The organism is Pseudomonas sp. GW456-E7, from assembly GCF_059424105.1.
In genome coordinates this window covers 64,085-83,695 of sequence record NZ_JBWKZB010000010.1, presented here as the reverse complement: position 1 = coordinate 83,695, position 19,611 = coordinate 64,085, and the positions used below count along the sequence as shown (strand labels likewise).

The 19,611-nt window shown below is 61.3% G+C and carries 15 protein-coding genes; 5 read left to right on the top strand and 10 right to left on the bottom strand.

All coding sequences use genetic code 11. The features are described 5' to 3' along the window. Window positions 1–194: 194 nt before the first annotated feature. The 6 genes from AC07YV_RS09315 to AC07YV_RS09290 form a co-directional block, all read right to left on the bottom strand. Complete coding sequence (locus AC07YV_RS09315; RefSeq protein WP_007970103.1) at window positions 195–968, bottom strand: enoyl-CoA hydratase; 774 nt, start codon at window positions 966–968, stop codon at window positions 195–197. Window positions 969–1,095: 127 nt separating this feature from the next. Next, complete coding sequence (locus AC07YV_RS09310) at window positions 1,096–2,223, bottom strand: acyl-CoA dehydrogenase (RefSeq protein ID WP_102700769.1); 1,128 nt, start codon at window positions 2,221–2,223, stop codon at window positions 1,096–1,098. Between the two features lie 141 nt (window positions 2,224–2,364). Beyond that, entirely contained in the window at window positions 2,365–3,558 is a 1,194-nt protein-coding gene (locus AC07YV_RS09305) for an acetyl-CoA C-acyltransferase (protein WP_102700770.1), read from the bottom strand. Between the two features lie 12 nt (window positions 3,559–3,570). After that, window positions 3,571–4,332: an SDR family NAD(P)-dependent oxidoreductase gene (locus tag AC07YV_RS09300; protein WP_102700771.1), complete on the bottom strand. Its 762-nt coding sequence runs from the start codon at window positions 4,330–4,332 to the stop codon at window positions 3,571–3,573. Between the two features lie 13 nt (window positions 4,333–4,345). Beyond that, window positions 4,346–6,010, bottom strand: coding sequence for an AMP-binding protein (locus AC07YV_RS09295; protein WP_102700772.1), 1,665 nt, complete (start codon window positions 6,008–6,010; stop codon window positions 4,346–4,348). Between the two features lie 134 nt (window positions 6,011–6,144). Then, window positions 6,145–7,068, bottom strand: a complete 924-nt coding sequence (locus tag AC07YV_RS09290) for a carbon-nitrogen hydrolase family protein (protein ID WP_102700773.1) — start codon at window positions 7,066–7,068, stop codon at window positions 6,145–6,147. An 84-nt stretch (window positions 7,069–7,152) separates the two neighbouring features. Here AC07YV_RS09290 and AC07YV_RS09285 point away from each other — a divergent pair, with 84 nt between their 5' ends. Beyond that, a complete protein-coding gene (locus tag AC07YV_RS09285) occupies window positions 7,153–8,061 on the top strand; it encodes a LysR family transcriptional regulator (RefSeq protein WP_102700774.1) in 909 nt (302 codons plus the stop codon). Between the two features lie 9 nt (window positions 8,062–8,070). Here the strand turns inward: AC07YV_RS09285 and AC07YV_RS09280 are convergent, their stop codons facing one another. Continuing rightward, window positions 8,071–8,325, bottom strand: a complete 255-nt coding sequence (locus AC07YV_RS09280; RefSeq protein WP_007970091.1) for a hypothetical protein — start codon at window positions 8,323–8,325, stop codon at window positions 8,071–8,073. 164 nt (window positions 8,326–8,489) lie between these two features. Between AC07YV_RS09280 and AC07YV_RS09275 the strand changes: the two genes are divergently transcribed. Beyond that, complete coding sequence (locus AC07YV_RS09275; protein WP_015094973.1) at window positions 8,490–8,807, top strand: ElaB/YgaM/YqjD family protein; 318 nt, start codon at window positions 8,490–8,492, stop codon at window positions 8,805–8,807. Window positions 8,808–8,944: 137 nt separating this feature from the next. Here the strand turns inward: AC07YV_RS09275 and AC07YV_RS09270 are convergent, their stop codons facing one another. Further along, entirely contained in the window at window positions 8,945–9,985 is a 1,041-nt protein-coding gene (locus AC07YV_RS09270; protein WP_102700775.1) for an Ldh family oxidoreductase, read from the bottom strand. A 235-nt stretch (window positions 9,986–10,220) separates the two neighbouring features. Between AC07YV_RS09270 and AC07YV_RS09265 the strand changes: the two genes are divergently transcribed. Together AC07YV_RS09265 and AC07YV_RS09260 are read left to right on the top strand one after the other, a co-directional pair. Further along, window positions 10,221–15,053 carry a DUF6543 domain-containing protein gene (locus AC07YV_RS09265; protein WP_102700776.1) on the top strand — a complete coding sequence of 1,611 codons (4,833 nt, stop codon included), beginning with the start codon at window positions 10,221–10,223 and terminating at the stop codon, window positions 15,051–15,053. Between the two features lie 235 nt (window positions 15,054–15,288). After that, window positions 15,289–16,290, top strand: coding sequence for a FecR family protein (locus AC07YV_RS09260; RefSeq protein ID WP_102700777.1), 1,002 nt, complete (start codon window positions 15,289–15,291; stop codon window positions 16,288–16,290). A gap of 57 nt (window positions 16,291–16,347) precedes the next feature. On the opposite strand, the gene pvdQ is transcribed toward AC07YV_RS09260, so the two are convergent. Further along, on the bottom strand, window positions 16,348–18,696 hold the full coding sequence (gene pvdQ, locus AC07YV_RS09255) for a bifunctional acylase PvdQ (protein ID WP_102700778.1): 2,349 nt from the start codon (window positions 18,694–18,696) through the stop codon (window positions 16,348–16,350). A gap of 250 nt (window positions 18,697–18,946) precedes the next feature. On the opposite strand from pvdQ, the gene AC07YV_RS09250 reads away from it, so the two are divergent. Next, window positions 18,947–19,318: a fe2+ zn2+ uptake regulation protein gene (locus AC07YV_RS09250; RefSeq protein WP_102700779.1), complete on the top strand. Its 372-nt coding sequence runs from the start codon at window positions 18,947–18,949 to the stop codon at window positions 19,316–19,318. 8 nt (window positions 19,319–19,326) lie between these two features. Here the strand turns inward: AC07YV_RS09250 and AC07YV_RS09245 are convergent, their stop codons facing one another. Beyond that, on the bottom strand, window positions 19,327–19,515 hold the full coding sequence (locus tag AC07YV_RS09245) for a hypothetical protein (protein ID WP_007970993.1): 189 nt from the start codon (window positions 19,513–19,515) through the stop codon (window positions 19,327–19,329). Between the last annotated feature and the right edge of the window lie 96 nt (window positions 19,516–19,611).

The window sequence follows — 19,611 nt, the reverse complement described above, 5'->3', positions numbered from 1 at the left end:
TCGGCAGCTCCTACACAAAGCCCTGTAGGAGCTGCCGAAGGCTGCGATCTTTTGGCTGTAAACTGGTTTGAAGCCTTAAAGGCATCGCTGGCAAGCCAGCTCCCACAATGTTTGCGGTTGTTCACACATGTTGTGTACACCCCGGACCCTGTGGGAGCTGGCTTGCCAGCGATAGCGTCAGCAAATACGCCGCATTACTTACCGACGAACTCCGCTTCACGCTTGGCAATGAACGCCGCCATGCCTTCCTTCTGATCCTGCGTCGCAAACGCCGCATGGAACACCCGACGCTCAAAGCGCACGCCTTCGGCCAGGCTCACTTCAAAGGCACGGTTGACGCTTTCCTTGACCATCATCGCAATCGGCAGCGACTTTTTGGCGATCAACGCCGCGACTTTCAGCGCTTCATCCAGCAGCTCATCGCTTGGCACGATCCGCGCCACGATGCCGCAACGCTCCGCTTCCACGGCATCGATCAAACGCCCGCTCAGGCACATTTCCATGGCCTTGGCCTTGCCCACGGCGCGGGTCAGGCGTTGGGTACCGCCCATGCCCGGCAACACGCCCAGGTTGATTTCCGGCTGGCCGAATCTGGCGTTGTCGCCAGCCAGGATGAAGTCGCACATCAGCGCCAGCTCACAGCCGCCGCCCAGGGCAAAACCATTGACCGCCGCGATGATCGGCTTGCGGCGGTTGGCGACGCGGTCGCTATCGCTGAACAGGTCGTCGAGGTAGATCTGCGGGTAGGTCAGCTCGGCCATTTCCTTGATGTCGGCACCCGCGGCAAACGCCTTTTTCGAACCGGTCAGGACGATACAGCCGATGTTCGCATCCGCCTCGAAACCATCGAGGGCCTGGTTCAGTTCGCTGACGATCTGCGCGTTCAACGCGTTCAACGCCTGAGGACGGTTGAGGGTGATCAGGCCAACGCGGCCGTGGGTTTCCAGCAAAATCGTTTCGTAGCTCATAAACAACTCCTGTTTCACATAAGACCAGATCCCTTGCAGGAGCTACCGCAGACTGCGATCTTTTGATCTTTAAAATCAACGTCAAAAGATCGCAGCCTGCGGCAGCTCCTACAGAGGGCCTGCTTTTTTATAGGTTGCGCGAGATGACCATGCGCTGAATGTCGCTGGTGCCTTCGTAGATCTGGCACACCCGCACGTCGCGGTAGATCCGCTCCAGCGGGAAGTCGTTGAGGTAACCATATCCGCCGAGGGTTTGCAGCGCCGAAGAGCATACCTTCTCGGCCATTTCGGAGGCGAACAACTTGGCCATCGACGCCTCGACCAGGGCCGGCTTGCCACTGTCGCGCAGGGCGGCGGCGTAGTGCACCATTTGCCGCGCCACGGCGATCTGGGTGGCCATGTCCGCCAGGCGGAACGCCACGGCCTGATGCTCGATGATCGGCTTGCCGAAGCTCTCGCGCTCACGGGCATAATCACGGGCCGCTTCAAACGCGGCGCGGGCCATGCCCACCGATTGCGAGGCGATGCCGACGCGACCACCTTCCAGGTTGGCCAGGGCAATCCTGTAGCCTTCGCCCTCCTCGCCCAAACGGTTGGCCACCGGCACTTTCACGTCTTCGAAGAGGATCTGGCAGGTGTCGGACGCGTGCTGGCCGAGTTTGTCCTCGACCCGCGCGACTTTATAGCCCGGCGAATCGGTCGGTACGATAAACGCGCTGATGCCACGCTTGCCGGCGTTCGGATCGGTCACCGCAAACACAATTACTATCCCGGCATTCTGCCCGGAGGTGATGAACTGCTTGCAGCCGTTGAGCACGTAGTGGTCGCCTTCCAGGCGCGCACGGGTTTTCAGGCCGCTGGCGTCGGAACCCGCCTGGGGCTCGGTCAGGGCGAAAGCGCCGAGCATCGCGCCGCTGGCCAACGGCTTGAGGAAGCGTTCCTTCTGCTCGTCGTTGCCGTAATGGAGAATCGGCACACACCCCACGGAGTTGTGCACGCTCATGATGGTCGAACAGGCGCCATCGCCGGCGGCGATCTCTTCCAGCGCCATGGCGTAGGCCAGGTAACCGGTGTCGCATCCGCCCCACTGCTCCGGCACCAGCATGCCGAAGAAACCCAGCCCGGCCATCTCGCCGATGGCTTCCTTGGGGAAGCGGTGTTCGCGGTCCCATTCAGCAGCGAAGGGTTTGAGCCGTTCCTGGGCAAAGTCCCGGGCCATGTCACGGATTTGTTGTTGGTCGTCATTGGGGATCATGGTGAATCCTTGAATCTGGTTACGACGCAGAACCCTGTGGGAGCGAGCTTGCTCGCGATGAGGCTGTGTCAGTCAACACTATTGCTATCTGACCCACCGCTATCGCGAGCAAGCTCGCTCCCACAGGGATTGGTGTTGGTCTTAATACAGGCATTCCACGGCCATCGCCGTTGCTTCACCGCCACCGATGCAGATCGCCGCGACGCCGCGCTTCAGGCCTTTCTGGCGCAGGGCCGACAGCAAGGTCACGAGAATCCGCGCACCGGACGCCCCGATCGGGTGACCCAAGGCGCAAGCACCGCCGTGCACGTTGAGTTTCTCGTGGGGGATTTCCAGGTGAGTCATCGCGGCCATGCCGACCACGGCGAAGGCTTCGTTGACTTCCACCAGATCGACGTCATTGAGCGACCAACCGGTTTTCTTCATCAATTTCTTGATCGCGCCAATCGGCGCCACCGGGAACAGCCCCGGGGTGTCGGCGAACGCGGCGTGGCCATGGATCACCGCCAACGGCTTCAGGCCTTGTTTCTGTGCCTGGGACTGGCGCATCAGCACCAATGCCGCCGCACCGTCGGAGATCGAACTGGAGTTGGCCGCCGTCACCGTGCCGCCTTCGCGGAACGCCGGTTTCAACGAAGCGATCTTGTCCAGTTTGGCTTTTGGCGGCTGCTCGTCGTTGCTGATCACCACTTGCTCTTTGCCGACTGTCACCGTGAGCGGGACAATTTCGGCCTTGAAGCTACCGTCCTTGATCGCCTGTTGCGCGCGGGTGGTCGAGGCGATGGCGAACGCGTCCTGGGCCTCACGGCTGAAGCGGTTGGTTTCGGCGCAGTCTTCGGCGAAGGTGCCCATCAGGCGGCCCTTGTCGTAGGCGTCTTCGAGGCCGTCCAGGAACATCGAGTCCTGCACCCGGCCATGGCCCATGCGGTAGCCGGCACGGGCGCGGTCCAGCAGGTAAGGCGCGTTGGACATGCTTTCCATGCCACCGGCGACCACCACGTCGGCACTGCCGGCTACCAGCATGTCGTGGGCCAGGATCGCCGCTTCCATACCCGAACCGCACATCTTGTTCAGGGTGGTGCAGCGGGTCGATTTATCCAGCCCGGCACCCAGTGCCGCCTGGCGCGCAGGGGCCTGGCCAAGGCCAGCCGGCAATACGCAGCCGAACAGCACTTCGTCGATGCCGTCACTGGCAACGCCGGCACGTTCAACGGCGGCTTTGATCGCGGCAGCACCCAGTTGCGGTGCGGTCAGGCTTTTCAGTTCGCCCTGGAATCCACCCATCGGGGTGCGGACGGCGCTGACGATTACAATCGGATCGTTGGACATTGTCATGACAAATCCTCCTTATTTGGCGGCCATGCGCAAGGCACCGTCGAGACGGATCACCTCGCCGTTGAGCATGCTGTTTTCAATAATATGCTTCACCAGCCCGGCATACTCGCCCGGTTTGCCCAAACGCGGCGGGAATGGCACGCCAGCGGCCAGGGAGTCGCGAACTTCCTGGGTCATGCCGGCCATCATCGGCGTCTCGAAAATGCCCGGGGCGATGGTCATCACGCGGATGCCGAAGCGCGCCAGTTCGCGGGCCGCCGGCAACGTCAGGCTGACGATGGCCCCTTTGGACGCCGAGTAGGCCGCCTGACCAATCTGACCGTCGTATGCCGCGGCAGACGCGGTGTTGATGATCACGCCGCGCTCGCCATCGGCATCCGCTTCGGTTTGCGCAATCGCCGCTGCCGCAAGGCGCAGCATGTTGAAGCTGCCGATCAGGTTGACATTGATCACCTGGCTGAAACTGGACAGCAAGTGCGGACCGTTCTTGCCGAGGATCTTCTCGCCACGCACGATGCCGGCGCAATTGACCAGGCCATTGAGGCCGCCAAAGGCTTCGACCGTCGCCTGCACGGCCGCTTCGGCCGCCGCTTCGTTGCTGATGTCCGCCACCACGCTATGCGCGCCAAGGCGCTTGGCCTGGGCTGCAACGGCTTCGGCGTTCATGTCCACCAGCATCACTTTCGCGCCCGCGGCGACCAGCACCTCGGCGGTGGCTGCACCGAGGCCGGAAGCACCGCCGGTGACGATAAAAATCTTGTTCTGGATCTGCATCATTGTTTCCCTTTCAAGCTGGAAGATACTTCGCCGCAGCCTCTTGAGCCTTGGCGATTTCCTGGTTGCGCAAGATAAAGCGCTGCAATTTGCCGCTTGGGGTTTTCGGCAACTCGCTGACAAATTCGATTTCACGGGGGTAGGAATGCGCCGCCAGGCGCTTGCGCACGTGCTGGCGCAGCTCTTCGGCCAACGCAGGTTCTGCGCGGTATTGCGGGCTGAGCACGACGAACGCCTTGACCAGTTCGGTACGCTCCGGATCGGGTTTGCCGACCACGGCGGCCTCGACCACGGCCGGGTGTTCGATCAGCGCACTTTCCACATCGAACGGACCGACCCGGTAGCCGGAGGTGGTGATCACGTCATCGCTGCGACCGACGAAGCTGATGCTGCCGTCCGGGTTCCACTCGACGGTGTCGCCACTCAAGTAGTAGTTGCCGACAAAGGCCTTGGTCGGCACGCCTTCGTAGCCGGCGAACCAGCACATCGGCGACTGGCTGCGGTCGATGGCCAGGATGCCGGGCTGGCCAACACCCAGTTCCTTGTATTCGTCATCGAGGACCACAATGCGGTGGCCCGGCGAGGTAAAACCGGCGGCGCCCATGTGAATCGGGTGTTCAAGGCCATGGTGGTTGCACAGCACCATGCCCAGCTCGGTCTGGCCGTAGTGGTCGTGGATGACCACGTCGAGGTTGTCGGCGAACCAGCGGATCACTTCCGGGTTCAGCGGCTCGCCGGCGCTGCTGACGATGCGCAGCTTGCCCTTGATCGACCTGGCGAACTCATCACCGCCGGCAATCAGCAAACGGTAGGCCGTCGGCGAACCCGTGAGGTTGGTAATTCCGTACTTGTTGATCACCCGGCAGGTGCTTTCGAGGGTGAACGGGCCATCGTAAAAGGTGATCGGATGCCCCATCGACAGGGGCCCGGTGACACCGTAGTAAATGCCGTAGGCCCAACCCGGGTCGGCGACGTTCCAGAAGGCGTCTTCCGGGCGCAGGTCAACCGCGTCGCGGATGTAGCTCTGGAATGCAACGATGGCCTTGAGCGGCACAGACAGCGCTTTCGACGGGCCGGTGGTGCCCGAGGTGAACATCAGCAGGAACGGATCTTCCCCGGTCAGCAGCACGGGTTCGCAGTCGGCGGAATAGTTGGACAGCTCGGCCCAGAAACTGCAATCGCCACCCACCAGGCCCTGCCCTTTGGGGCCGGTGACCGTAACGATGGTCGGGCAGTCGGCGACTTCGGCGAGTTTCGGCCGGTTCACCCCATCGGTCACCACCACTTTGGCGCCAGAGCAGCTCAGGCGGTGCTCGATGGCTTTGGGGCCGAACGCGGTGAACAGCGGTTGATACACCGCGCCAATGCGCCAGGCGGCAAACACGGTGATCAGCAATTCGATGTTGCGTGGCAGCAGGCCGGCGACCTTGTCGCCCTTCTTCACGCCCTGGGCCAACAGGTAATTGGCGAAACGCGCGGCCTTGTCCTGCAAATCAGTGAAGGTGTAGGTCGCACTGGCGCCGTCGCGCCCCTCCCAGAACAGCGCGATGCGCCCCGGCAAGGCATGCCGGTCACAGCATTCGACACAGGCGTTGAGTGCCGTCAGATCGCCTGCGAGTGCGGCGTCGACGGTGTGCTGATAGTTGAACTGATCAGTAGCAGACAAGTAATCGCGCATTGCCAGAATCCCTTGTGTTTCTTATTAGGTTGGGGGAACCGTAATCAACAGGGAAATACTCGCTCTGCCTGGGGTAGCGGGCAATGGTCAAAGTTATCAAGTTGTCTGACTGGTTTGGCCAAAGCCCCCGGGCATCAGGAAGTGAAGCGCACCCCCGGTTTAGCGCGCTCGTCCACGGTCAGCTCGAACACATCCGGGCGAGCGTAGTGACCGACCACGTCATAGTCGTAGCGGGCGCGCACCAGGTCGTCAGTATCGATCTGCGCGGTCAGCAGACCAGCGCCATCTCGTAACGGTCCGGCGAGGATGTCGCCCATGGGTCCTATGATCACGCTGCCGCCGGCGATCAACGGCCGGTCCGCCGGCCAGTTGGCGATATCCAGGCCCAAGGCCTGGGGAGAGTCCTGGACCTGACAGGCGCTGACCACGAAACAACGCCCTTCATGGGCGATGTGGCGCATGCTGACCTGCCACATCTCCCGTTCGTCCACGGTCGGCGCGCACCACACCTCCACGCCTTTGGCGTACATCGCCGTGCGCAGCAGCGGCATCATGTTTTCCCAGCACACCACCGCACCGATGCGCCCGACCTGGCTGTCGATCACCGGCAGCGTCGAACCATCGCCCTTGCCCCAGATCAGCCGTTCGGTACCGGTGGGCATCAGCTTGCGGTGTTTGGCCAGCAGCCCGGCCTGCGGATCAAAGTACAAGGCCGTGCAGTACAAGGTGCTGCCGGCGCGTTCGATGACGCCGATCACCAGATTCGCCCCGGTGCGTGCGGACAGCGCCGCCAGCGCCTCGGTTTCCGCGCCGGGCACGTCGATGGCGTTGGCAAAATAGCGCGCAAAGGCTTCGCGCCCTTCCGGCAGCCGATAACCAAGCTGCGTACCAAAGCCCTCGCCTTTGGGATAACCCCCCAGCAGTGCTTCCGGCATCACCACCAGCGTGGCGCCGGATTCGATGATCGTGTGTTCATAGGACAGGATCTGTTCCAGGGTGTCGGCCTTGCCACCGGGCAAGGCGCCGATCTGCAAGGCCGCAACGATTGATTTGGGCATCACGAAATCTCCATTCGCATCAGGGGTTGCTCATTCTCCGGCGCCACGTGATCATCAATAAAGACCGATTCACTGCTGAATGATATGAATCAAATGAATATCACCAACATCGACCTCAACCTGCTCAAAGTCTTCGAAGCGCTGCACGAAGAGTCCAGCGCCAGCCGTGCCGCCTTGCGTCTGGGCGTGACGCAATCGGCCGTCAGCGCGGCCTTGCGCCGGTTGCGCGAGGTGTATGGCGATCAACTGTTCGTACGCACCGGACGCGGCCTGGCGCCCTCGCTCAAGGCCAATCAGCTCAAGCCGGTGGTCAGCGAGGCCCTGAACAAATGCCGGCAGAGCCTGGCGATGGTCGATCCGGCTGCGCAGCAGTACGAAGGGCGCTCGGTCACCGTGGGAATGTCGGACGATTTCGAAATTGCCTACGGTCGACGACTGATCGAGGAAATCGCCCGGAGCGCGCCGAAGTTGCGGCTGATTTTCCGCCAGACCCACAGCCAGATCGTTGCCCAGGCATTGATGGAACGCAGCATTGACCTGGCGATCACTGCGGGCGGGTTTGCCGAGCGGCTGCTCAGCCGTCAGGTCCTGGGAGAAGGTGGTTATCTATGCCTGGCGGACCCTTCGAGCCTGGTCGAGGGCCAGCAGAGCATCAGTCTTGAGGAGTTTGTGGCCCGCGAGCACATCCTGGTGTCTTCCGGCGGTTTTATCGGGATTACCGATGAAGGACTGGCGGCGCTGGGCCTGAGTCGGCGGGTGTGCGCCTCGACCACGCATTTTGCCGCGCTGCCGCATTTGCTCAAGGGCAGCCAGGCCGTGGCGACCATTCCGGCCCATGCCGCCCGAAGCATCGCGACGCTCAGCGGCCTGGCCCTGCTGCCCTGCCCTTTGGCCTTGCCGCGCTACCCGATCGAGCTGGGCTGGCGCACCAGCACCCAGCTTGACCCGGTCGTGTTGAAAGTGCGCGAGGCGATTGTCGCGAGTTTCGCCTGACAACCGATGTTATTTGTTGGCCGCCATCAGGCGATTGACTTCGCTGCGCACCATGTTGGCGTATTCCGGGGGCGACATGCCGTCCAGTTCGGCGCGCACCCATTCGGCCCACTTGCCTTTGCGCTTGGCCCGTTCACCAAACAACCGTGCGGCCTCGCCCTTGGCTTTGCCCAGGTTGTTTTGCCAGAGTTCGAACAGACGGGATTTCTCGTCTTCAAGCGCAGCGCGCTCGGCGAGGGGTTTGTCGGCCAGATTGAAGCTCATGGGAATTTCCTGCTGCGTAAAATTGGCGACATCTTACACTGTAGGGCGAAATGTCCTGCGTCGGTTTTTCAGCGAGATGACCTTCCCGGGCAATTTAGCTGCAACTTTTCCGACGACCGCAGACTCCATTGTTCACTGTCCACTTACCCGCAAGGAGTACTTCAATGGCCCGCAAAACCGCCGCGCAAGCTGCCGAAGATCAAATCAAGGATCAAGCGTTCAGCGAACTTCAATCGTTGATCGAAGAGTCGGAAAAACTGCTGAAAAGCAGCGCCTCACTGGTCGGGGAAGAAGCGGATACCCTTCGCGGGCAAATCGCCCTGAAACTCCAGCAGGCCAGGGATTCGGTGACCAGCGTGCGCAACCGCACCCTGCCCGCGGTCGAGGCCACCGAAACCTATATCGGCGGGCATCCATGGCAAACCGTGGCGATTTCCGCCGGGTTTGGCCTGGTGGTGGGGTTATTGCTGGGGCGTCGCTGAACACTGGCAAACACTGAACCCTGTGTGGGAGCGGGCTTGCTCGCGAAGGCGGTGTGTCAGCAACTTGGATATTGGCTGACACGACGCTTTCGCGAGCAAGCCCGCTCCCACAAGTTCTATCGCACCTGCCGAGAGGATCACTCCCCCGCCAGCTCCCGCAGGTTCGCCAGCGTCCGGGCATCCAGTTCAATGCCATTGGCCAGCGACCTGGCGCGCTGATGATGACGCCGGTCACCCGGCAAACGCTTCAGGCCGACACCGTGCATTTGCCGCACCAGTTCCTGGCTGCGCTCGGCAAAACTCTGCCCCGCCGCTTTGTCCGGATCAATCACGATCAGCAATTGGCCCGTCCAGGGCGTCTTGGCGCCTGGGTGGTTGTTCCAGTCGAACTCGAAGGAAAAATTGCCGCCGGTCAGTGCCGCCGCGAGCAACTCGACCATCATCGACAACGCCGAGCCCTTGTGTCCGCCAAAAGGCAGCAATGCGCCGCCCTCAAGAATCGCTTTCGGGTCGGTCGTCGGCTGGCCGAGGCTGTCCACGCCCATCCCTTGCGGCAAGCGTTCGCCCTGGCGTGCGGCAATTTGCACGTCGCCATGGGCAATGGCACTGGTGGCGAGGTCGAAGACAATCGGTTCGCCGTCAGCCCGCGGCGCGGCGAAGGCAATCGGATTGGTACCGAACAGCGGTCGGTCGGCGCCGTGGGGCACCACGCAGGTCATGCTGTTGACCACGCTCAACGCTACCAGCCCTTCATACGCGAAGGGTTCGACATCCGGCCACAAGGCCGCGAAATGGTGCGAATTACGGATCGCCAGCACTGCAATACCGGCACTTCGGGCCTTCTGCACCAGTAACTCGCGTGCAGCTGCCAGGGCCGGTTGCGCAAAACCGTTATCGGCATCGACCCGCACAAACCCCGAAGCCACATCTTCGACCACCGGAACGGCCTGCCCATTGACCCAGCCGCTTTGCAGCGTCGAAACATAACCCGGGATCCGGAATACCCCATGACTGTGGGCGCCATCGCGCTCGGCACCGGCGCAGTTTTGCGCCAGCACCCTGGCAACCTCGGCGGAGGTGCCATGACGCAGAAAAATCTTTTCCAGCAAAGCGCTCAGCGCTTCGAGTGACAGGTGTGACGAGACGGCAGTAGAGGCGTGATCGTGTGGCGCAGACATCTGAAGCTCCAGAATGATTATTGGAGGGAACAACAGCGTACAAAGACCCGCCGATTAACAACGCGCGACGAGCGACCTGTCAACCTTTCGCTCAGGGGGCGATGAGGTATATCCGTGTCACCAATGCCCACGCCCCGTGCGTTATCTATTTACCACCGGCATCAACGCACCGGCTTTTAGTCTCGATGCTCAACCCACAGGCGCCCTTGAGTGGCCCCTTGAACGAGACTCGACGATGTCTACACCAATAACTCCGCTGTTTTTCCCCGAAGCACTGACGATGCCCGGACTCTGGCGAGAACTGGGCCAAACCCACGGGCTGGCGCAAAAGGATTTCGAATGGTTCCGCCATATCGAACTGGCCAGCCAGGCCCTGCGCGATGAGCAGACGCCGCCCATGCTGGCGAAAAAAATCCTTCTGAAGATCCCTGGCCAGGAACCCGTGGCGCTGGCTGGCAGTTTTTTGCTGACCGCGACGCCGGATGACAACGGCGTGATTCTCTACACCCCCTACGCCGGTATACAGAAGTTCACCAGCCGCTCGGTCCTGACCGAACATCTGGCGGCACGACTCAGAGCCGTCAACGAAGACGATGAACTGCTGGCCTTCATGGCGCTGTCACAACGCAAGACGGTGGTGGCTTCCGACGATATCGGGCTGGAGTATCAGACCATTGAAGGTGACGTGTTCGAGGACCAGCGCACCACCCTCTCCCGCCATCAGCAACTCAACGACCAGGCCCTGCTCGATGAACTCAAGGTGCTACCGTCCCTGACGTCGCTGCTCGATGCTTTGCTGGCTGAACAACTGACGGCGTCTTTTCCCGGCGTGGATCAGAGCCAGACCCGGGTGAATTTCTATCTGGCCGCGACTGCAGGGAACGAGGACGCAAGTCGTGCGGCGCGACCTTGGGTCAATTCCCTGTCGCTGAGTGACGCCGTGCTCCTGCACTATCGCCATCAGCGTTGGCCCTCCGGGCAGGCCCATGAATTTTCCCACCCGAAAAAGTCCCCGGCAAACGCTGACCAAGCGCTCTGGGAAACGGCGGTCACGACTGTCTCGCGCAAACTGGTCAGCCTGCTGATCGGGCAGCTCGAACGCTACTGGGACGCGGCGAGTGCCAATGGCGCTTCGCGTCGCGCACTCTTCAGCCGGGCCATCGCCGATCAGGCGCGGGTGCAATTGCTGCTCAAGCGCGAAGCCGGGATCATCACCCCGGAGCAAAGCCAGGATCTGCACGCGTTGATCTCGACGGCCAGCCGGACGAACACATCGATGACGGTCGAAACCGTGCGCCTGTGGGAGTACCAGGCCAACTATGTTGAGTTGGCCGGTTCACTGATGGTCAGCGCCAGTCATGCGTTTCTCTACACGCCCACCGAAGGTTTGCAGGTGCTCAAGGACTATCAGGACTTGCGCGATACCGTGCAGAGCAAGTTCGGCGCGGCCGGTCACGAGGATGAGCTCTATGGCCTGCTGAGCCTGGACGAACGCCAGCGATTCATTGGTTTTGACCGGCCGAATGTGACCGGGGAAGCGATCTCCGGCGCGATCTTCAGCAAGCTCTTCGACGCCATCGTCACCAAGCAACTGCAGAACGCGGAATACAGCCTGCAAGTGTTCCGCCACAGTGACGGCACCGTAGACATCCAAGCCCTGTTCGACAAGGCGCTGGATATCCGTTCGATGATCAACGAGCGGCTGCTGAAGTTGGAGACTGACGGACGCTGGAGCACGCGGCCGGTGTTGTCCGGCGACCAGCATCCGTCCATGGTGCTGGCCGATACGGCGGCAGCGTTCGTCAAGAGCTTCAGTGACATCGAAACGCTGATCAGCGCCGACGTCGCCGCACAACCGATCGCTTCACTGGCGTTGCAGCGGGTCTACCTGGAAAACCTGCGGTCGCGTCTGGCCCATGCGCTTTCCGTCGGCATCCGCGGCGAGGCAAGCCTGCGCACACTCAGTGCGACATTGACGGATGCGGACCGCGCCATCGTCGATACGGTGTTCAACCCGGATCAGGCCGAAAGAGGTAACCGTCGCTCCTTGAAGGGGTTCCGGCCCGATGCCTATTCACTGACCCTTGAGCGCTCCGGTCTGCGGGATGTCCTGCCGCTCGCCCATTGCCTGCTCCTGACCGAGCGCGGCGGACTCGATCCCTCGCATTCCGGCCGGACCATCCTGTGGACGCCCGCCGAGGGGCTGGAGGTGTTTGACAACATCAGCCGTGCCAGGCAGGAACTGAACCGGCGCCTGCTCGACCCGCAACAACGCATGGCACTACTGGAAAACCTCACCCCGAGCCAACGCGTCTTCCACCAACGCTACTCACTGGGTGCGCTGCGGCTGATCGAAGGGTCAGTACTGAAGCAGGTCGCACAATCCTCCATCGATCACTTTCTGGCTCGTTGCGAACACGTACGCCGCCAGGAACTGAACGACACGAAGCAGAAAAAGGCGCTGAAAGCGCTGGCCACCGCCGGGATCAACACCCATATGCGCAGAGCCACCTCGATCGCCCGGGCGATCATCCTGCAACAGTCACTGCCCACATGGCTTGGAATGGCCCCGCTTGAAGATCAGCGGCTGCACGTTGAACTGCTGGAGCAATACCGCAACAGCGTCGAGGAGGACAAAGACTACTTGCACGGGATCCCCCCCCTCAGGTCGTATGTGCATGGACGGCTGACGACGTTGCTCGGCAATCGCTTCCCTGCCATTACGCTGGACCCCGACAATATTCAAATCATCCCCAACCTCAACCTGACCGGTCCCGCCCGCAGCCTTACCGAGTTCGCCCTGAACCATGTCAGCGTCGCGCAAGGCTCCGGATTCCAGGTTTCCTCGACAACCACCCAGGCGCTGCCCGAGGGGCTGGACCAGGCCGCGGTCCGTCAACTGCTGCAGTCACTGAACATTGTGCAAAGCTACGCAGCGCAGGTAACGCAGACGTTGTCCGGTGCAACGGCCGACGCCGAAAACCGGATGCAGCGCTTCGTCAAACAACTGCCCTGGCAACTGCTGCAACACGCCCACCAACTGAAGCTGTTGCAGAGGCTATCCGGCAGCGCGTTCGATTTGCTGCGACAGGTGCTGGACATGCCGGATGCCACGGCCCGGGCAGCCGTGCAGGGAGCACAGGCGATTGCCCGGCCACTGGAGCTTATCAAGACCACCGGCGCCGCTGCGGTCAAAGCGTTGGGCCTGTACCTGGTGAGCCCCGGCAACGCAAAGGCCGGGCCGCAGATCCTCTATGCCCCTTACCACCCTGGCGGCTCGCCTTTTATCGAATTCGCCACGGAGGCCAGCCTTGTCTCGGCGCTGAACACCCCGGGGCCCTTGCAGGATCTATTGCTGCGACGCCTGCCGGACAGCGAGCAGTCCGCCTTCCGCAACCTGTTCAGCTCCACCGTTGGGCAATTGAGTGAGATCACCCTCGCGTCCAACCCCATCGACGGCAACTTGCTCACCCAGCTGTACCACGACAACACCCGTCTGTTGTCGCAGATGCTTGGCAGCCAGTCACACGCCGCAAGCCAAACGGACTGGGAGGCCGTCAAACACCTGTTCGGCGCCGGCATCCAGCGCATCCTCGGCCTGTTGCCGGGCAAACTCGCTTATGTGCAGTTTCTCTGGAACGCCTACAAGGACGCCCTCAATTCGGCGCAAGCCCTGCAGGATCATCACTGGAAAGTTGCGCTGGAGGAATTCATCGCCGGTGCGGCGCAACTCATCTCATTGGGCAGGCTGTCGCTCGAAGGATGGACCGACACGGCCCAGGCAACCCAGCAAACCCTTGCCACACCGGTTGCCACACCGACCATCGCTGCAAAGTGGTCCGAGATCGATTCGACGGCACCGCTGCGCACGCGGCTGCAACCGTTCGAAACCATGGTCGAACTCAAGAACCTGACGAAAAACAGCGCTGACGGCACCTACCTCGATGCGGCGAGCAAAAAAACCTACGCCCCCATCGCCGGCAAGGTGTACGGCGTAGACAAGACCGGGCCGGCCTGGCGAATGATCAAGGACCAGGAACAAGGCCCGGTATTGCTGACTGCGCCAGACAAGCGACTGGTGATCGACCCGGACATCCATACGGTGCACTTCGGCAAGGCCATGTCGAAAATGCACAACCAGTTGGCCTATGCCCATGTCGCCAGGGAGGTGCTGAACATCGAGGCTCGGGGGATGGAAGAGATTCGCGCCAGACATCCCGAAAAAGCCCGAATGATCGTGCAGGCCATCGACATGGCGCGCTATTACGCGTTCAACAGTTTGCACAACATGGCGCAACTGCGCAGATTCGTCCCCGGTACCCGGCTGGACACCTTCCTCAAAGGTTTCTTTGGTGTGGGCCAGGTCAACGCAGCGCTGCTCGACAAGATCAAGGACGCCATCCTCCCCATCTGCAACGCGCTGGTCGACCCCGATGAAGACTGGATGAACTCCCATCGTTTTATCGTGGGTTCAAACCGGGACCCGCAGGACAACCTCATTGCGTTTGTCCTGGACAAGGATCAACAGCGCCACGTGCATTTCACCGAAAGGTTCTTCGATCAACAGCTCGACTGGTACAAATCCTGTCTGACAGAGCCCTTCAACGTCGACGGCCACAGCCAGGCCGCCACGTTGATTCACGAGTTCGCTCACCTGTTTTCCGCGGCCGTGGACATTGCATCCCTTGAATACCGGCGCCCCTTCAGCGATCTGGTAGCGCCGATCACGGCCTACGGTGCCGCCATGAAACAGACCCAACTGGACTTCCAGCGAGAAGCCTTGTCGCTGGACACGCCGAAGGAGGAACTGTTTGCGCGTTGGAACAGCAACCTGCAATCGTGGATCAGCCTGGATTCAATCCCGACGGCCTATCACGTCGGCAAGGCCATTCTGAGGTTGACGGGCAGCACGACCATGGAGACGGCAAGGGATGCATTCCTGGACGGGCAAAATGCGAACTTCAGGACGGACGTCATTTTGCACAATGCCGATTCGCTCGCGTTCCTGATCTGCGAAATGGGCCGGCAACTGGACCCGGTGCCGGTCACATCGGCCACCGGAAACTGATCCGCCAATCACAGGGCGCAGGTCCTCCCGGATCTGCGCAGCACATCGGCCGCGATGGCACTGTGATGATTATTTTGATCTTTTTTTCACGCGCCTTAATGGATACTGCAAGCCGACAACAGGCTATCCAGAGGCGGAGCGTTGAAAAAAAGTTACACATTGATAGTTAAATGCCATGACTGATGTTCTCGCAGGCTGCCCCCAAGGTTAGAATGCACGAAATCAGGATGAGCCAATGACTGAACACACGCTCTCGGAAGCCGAATACGACGCCATCACCGATGCCGCTGCGCATTGGTGCATGCGTCTGCACGCCAATGACTGCACAGAGCAAGAGCGCCAGGCGTTCGAACAATGGCGTAATGCGCATCCGCTCCATGCCTTCGAGTACGAAGCGATGCTGGAAATATGGGATGTCGCCGGCGACCTGCCCCGCCCCGCGCCCGTCCTGCCGCTGGTTCGCCCCCAACCCGAAACCCCTTGGCGCCGCCTGGCCATTGCCGCGGCAGTCTGTGCCCTGGCACTGCCGCTGGCCGGTTATGGCGGCTGGCACCTGGGTTGGGTACCGAACGCGTACCAGCACTTCGAAGCCACCGACAATGTTCGTACGGTCACCTTGAAAGATGGCAGCCAGGTGGAACTGAACCTGGGCAGCGAGCTGACGTACAGCAACTACAAGGATCAGCGGCAAGTCACGCTGAAAAAAGGCGAAGCGTTCTTCCGGGTCAGCCATGACACCCGTCACCCTTTTGTGGTCAAGGCCGCCGAAGGCCAGGTTCGCGTGACCGGCACCCAATTCAACGTCTGGATGTATGAAGACCAGGTCAAGGTCAATCTGATCGAGGGTTCGGTACTGGTCAGCAGCAACACCGACCTGCCCGGCGACGGTTTGCGCCTCGACCCGGCGATGCAGGCCAGTTATCGCCGCGGCGACTTCACTCCCCGCATCAGCCAGACCTATGACAATGACAGTTCGCTGGCCTGGCGCCAGGGCAAGCTGGTGCTCGACGATCTGGCACTGAGCGATGCCCTGCCATTGATCAATCGCTACCTGGACAAACCGTTGATGGTCGCCGACAACAGCACCGGTTCGATCCATATCGGCGGCATCTACAACATCAAAGAGATCAACGGCCTGGTGAAGTCCCTGCCGCGAGTCCTGCCGGTCTACCTGACCCGCAATGACAACGGCAATCTGGTGGTCAACGCGATCCCGCAAAAGACCCCGAAAAGCTGAAAAGGCCGCCACCCTTGCGGGGTACGGCCTTCAGCGTTCCAGTAAAACCCCACTACCTCAATGCGCAGCGACCTTGGCATCCTGCTGGCGGATCGTCTGTACCTGATACTGCGGATCGGACGTGATCTGCTGCTCGGTGAAGGGCAGCACGCTCCATTGCTTCTGCGAAAAGGCCTGGGTCTGATCCCGTGAAAATTTCGAAGCAGGGTCACTCGACAACGAGAACGCCAGCAGCCCCTTGGCTTGTGGTCCGTTTTCGTCGAAGGTCACCACTTGCAGGTAACTCGTGCCGCTGACCACCTCGCGCTTGCCGTCGCTGCGCGGCACGCTCTGGATCGCGTTGTAGACCCCCAGCGTACCCGGCCCGCCATGGATCGGCGTCTGTTGCCCGCCGCTGCTGACCACCTGGATGTCGCCCCAGCGAGCGTCCGGCTTGAGGCCTGACGCCTTGACCTGCTCAGCCGAAGCCAGCATCGCTGTGCGTAGCGCCTTGGCCACTGGCGGGTGATCGACGGCGAGTCCACTCGGGGTATGTTGCGGGTCCTGCGGATCGAACGCCACGCGCCATACGTCCGCTACCGGCTCCAATGCCTCCATGACATTCTGGAAGTGCACAAAGCCCAGACCGCTGCCCAGATTGGCCTTGCGGTCCCAGGCCTTGAGGCTGGCGCACAGTGGCGCAAGGGTTTTGGCATCGGCACCGAGATCCGCCGCGCAGAATTGCAGCAGGTCCGGCATCACTTGAGCCGCCTGATAGACCTGATCATCCATGACCATGTGCTGCAAGTCCGCCACCGCGACCTTGCCGGCCTCGGTCAGCGTACTCAAACGGTCCAGGGCAAAGCGTGAACGCAGGCCCAGAGGCTGGCCATCCTGGCTGATCAGCGGCGAATAGCCGGTCAGCGGTTGCGCCGGATTGGCCATCCACGCCGAATCGTTGGAGTGCTGGACAAAATCCTTGCGCAGCAATTGCGGCAACTTGTCCGCTGCATAGATGCCCTGTTGTGGCGCCTGCGGATCGATGTCCCAGGCACAGGCGCTGTTGGAACCGTCAAGAATGATCATCTGCAGGCCGATTCGCGGATCGCTGCACTGCGCCAGCTTGTCGACGCTGACGTTGGGCACCACCGAGAGGTTCATGTACAGCGTCTGCCCCTGATCGTCCGCCGCCAGGGTGTTGACCCACGGAATGCCCTGGATCTTGTGCACCGAGGCCTGGAAATCCTTGAGGTTGTCGGCACGGTTCATCGCGTACCACTGCTGCAGGACGCGATCGTTATCCAGGTTGGCGTCGCGCAGGCTGAAGGCGTACTGATGATCCCAATCGAGTTTTCCCGGCCATTGCACCACCGGACCGAACTTCGAGCTGTAGACCACACGGGAAATCGCCTGGACCTGCCCGTCCGCCTGCCTGACGTTGACAGTCACGGTCTGCTTGTCCATCGGCAAGGACTGGCCGTCGAGCAGGTAACGGGTCGAATCCTTGGGGTCGAGTTGCAGGCGGTACAGCGTGAAATGCCTGGACGCATCCACGGTGTGGGTCCAGGCCAGATGTTGATTGAAACCGATGTTGATCAGCGGCAGGCCGGGCAACGCCGCGCCCATCACGTCCAGCTTGCCGGGAATGGTCAGGTGCATCTGATAAAAACGCATGCCGCCCACCCACGGGAAGTGCGGGTTGGCCAGCAACATGCCGCGTCCGTTAAAGGAACGTTCGCTGCCGATCGCGACCGCGTTGCTGCCACGGTCCAGGGCAAACCGTTGCATGCGCGTGGCGGCCACCTGGAACGCTGCCTGGGCGTTCGACGCCCGGGCCACGGCCTGGGGCGGCGTGGCACCGGCCAGGGCTTCGGCGAACTGGCCGACGCCCCCTTCGACCAACAGGCGCCGGGTCAGCTTGACCAGATCCGACGGGGTGATGTCCCGCACCCAATCGCCCTGGCACTGTTGCGGCAGACCCTGGGCACGACGCTCGCTCAGGGAACGGTTGAACCCCGCCACATAGCCTTCAATCAACTCACGCACCGGTGGAGTCTGGGCCTGCCAGAAACCGGCGACGGCTTGCGGGGTGTTGAGCCAGGTGAAGAACAGATCGCTGACCAGGTTCTCACGCGCCTCGACAGTAAACTGATCCGGTCCGAAATAGCGCGAACGCTCGCCGTTCACCGTAGTGATCTCGTTCGCCAGCAGGCACAGGTTGTCCTGGGCGTAGGCATAGCCGATGCCGTAGCCCAGCCCGCGCTCGCTGTCGGCGCGGATGTGCGGCACGCCGAAACTGGTTCGGCGGATGTCCGCGCTCGTGGGCGCAGACGCATCGCTTGCGCTCGCGGCAAGGCTCAGCCCCAGGCTCAACCCCAGAGTCACACCCGCCAGGCTCAACCTGGTTAACTGGCTGGAAATAATCACGCTCGCTCCTGATCGAAAAAACGATGGCCACTGTTGCGCGCACCCACGCGCGCAGTGCCTCCCTGTAGGGACGAAGCTCACATCAATAATTTAGGGTTTTTGCCGCACATTGGCGTGCGAACTGACAGGCTGATCACACGACGTCGACAAAATTTCTACATTCGAGCCTTCATGATTTGGGCAGCTCATACGTCTAAACTTTAAAGAGCGCCCAATTTTTCCTGATCAGGCTCTGAAAAGGAGTTTTGCAATGTACAACTCGCAACTGCCAACGGACGGTAGCAACGCGCCAAAGGGTACTTCCATGGGAGTCGGCGTATTCGAGCCGCGTACCGATCGCCACGGCAACGAGCGGATCCGGATCCTGCTCAAGAGCTATGGCCTGCGGACCAGTCTGATCCGCCTGAAAGTCATCGATGCCCTGCTGACGGCCGCCGAAAGCGAGCGCAGCCTTGGCGTGCGTGGCGTGCACAGCCAATTGCTGGACCTGGACATTCCCCTGTCCTTTCTCAGCGTGCGCGAAGTGCTCAAGCGCTTGTGCAGTGAAGGCGTGATTGTCCTAAACCCCGACAAAAGCTACAGCCTGCATCCACAGGCTGCCGCCATCCTGCGCAACCAGTGAACGAATGATCAGGGCTTGACCTTGCGGCGCATCACGCCATTGATGACTACCACAATCACCGCCACGCCAATGGCGATGTACTGGAACATTTTTTCGCTGATGACGCCGGTGTTCTGCAACCAGGAAAGGCCAAACATGATCCCCAGCACCACCAGGGAGATCAGAATCGAGTATTTCAAACGTTGCGACTGTGTCATTGCGGGTTCCTGAATCTGAAAATGTATCCGGTTTGTATCAAGACGCTTGCCAGGCACTTACCCTGTTTCCGGGATAAGCGGCCACAAGCGGGGTCA